Origin of the sequence: Mesorhizobium qingshengii, assembly GCF_900103325.1 — a bacterium.
In the GTDB taxonomy this organism is placed as follows: domain Bacteria; phylum Pseudomonadota; class Alphaproteobacteria; order Rhizobiales; family Rhizobiaceae; genus Mesorhizobium; species Mesorhizobium qingshengii.
Genome location: NZ_FMXM01000121.1, coordinates 1 through 1,034 on the forward strand (window position 1 = coordinate 1; position 1,034 = coordinate 1,034).

Below are 1,034 nucleotides of genomic sequence, written 5' to 3' on the forward strand. Positions count from 1 at the left end.
CGAAATGGCGGCCCTTGAACATCACGTACTCCTCCAAAGCTGAGGGGCGTTCCATGTCATAGTCCGCTTACCGAAAGGTTTGCGACAGAGCCTCCTGGATTGGTACGCCATTTGCTTGGCTAATGCACAACTCCCCGACCAGCAGGATACTTCCGTGAACAGCCCTGGCAAACATACAGTCGTCACCGCGACATACGAGACACTTCGGCTCCACCGCGACGGTCAGGCAATAGCCTTCGACGCCATCGGCAATCGCTATGAGGAGGCCTTTCCGCACAAGGAAGGCCAAGTCCTGGCGGGCGAATGGCTGATCAAGTCCTTGCCGACGGGTTCACGGGTTCTGGATCTTGGCTGCGGGACCGGCGTCCCAACCGCACGTCAATTGCTCGACGCCGGTTTGGAGGTCGTGGGTGTCGATCTGTCTGCCGTGATGGTGAAACTCGCCCGCGAGCATGTTCAGGGCGCGACGTTCCATCAACTGGACCTTGCTGACTTGCGACCCGGCGGGCCGAGGGACCTCGGCCGGTTCCAGGCCGTTGCGGCATTCTTCTCGCTGCTGATGCTTCCACGAGTGGAGATTCCCCTCGCGCTAACGACGGTCCGTCATCTGCTTGCTCCTGGGGGCTTGTTCGCCCTCTCGATGGTGGAGGCGGATGTGGACGATTTCCCGGTCCCATTCCTAGGAAATACTATCCGGGTCTCAGGCTATCTGCGAGAGGAGTTGCGTACGGCGGTCGAAGCGGCAGGGTTCACAATCGTGCAGGAGACGTCTTCCGCCTACGCCCCTGCGGCGGCCGACTTGCTGCCGGAGGAACAGATCTTCCTCTGCTGTGAGTTGCGCGGCTGAGTGCGAGCCAGTGTTGACCAGAGCTGGATCGGGAAATTTGGACAGGGGTTATAAGTGGAATTTCTGCCTGAACACGGCATAGAAGCCGGGAACAGGAGAGGCGGTTTGGGCTTGAATAGTGGTGGCACGTTCGGCCCTGGCTGTCGGAACGGTGCCCGCAATCGATTGCGAAGCTCGCCGTTGAGAT

The 1,034-nt window shown here is 59.9% G+C and carries 1 protein-coding gene; it reads left to right on the plus strand.

The features are described from left to right. The first annotated feature begins 154 nt into the window (after positions 1 to 154). The gene (locus BLS48_RS34725; protein WP_038654478.1) at positions 155 to 847 is read left to right on the plus strand and encodes a class I SAM-dependent DNA methyltransferase; all 693 of its coding nucleotides are present in this window, start codon (positions 155 to 157) and stop codon (positions 845 to 847) included. The last annotated feature ends 187 nt before the right edge of the window (positions 848 to 1,034 follow it).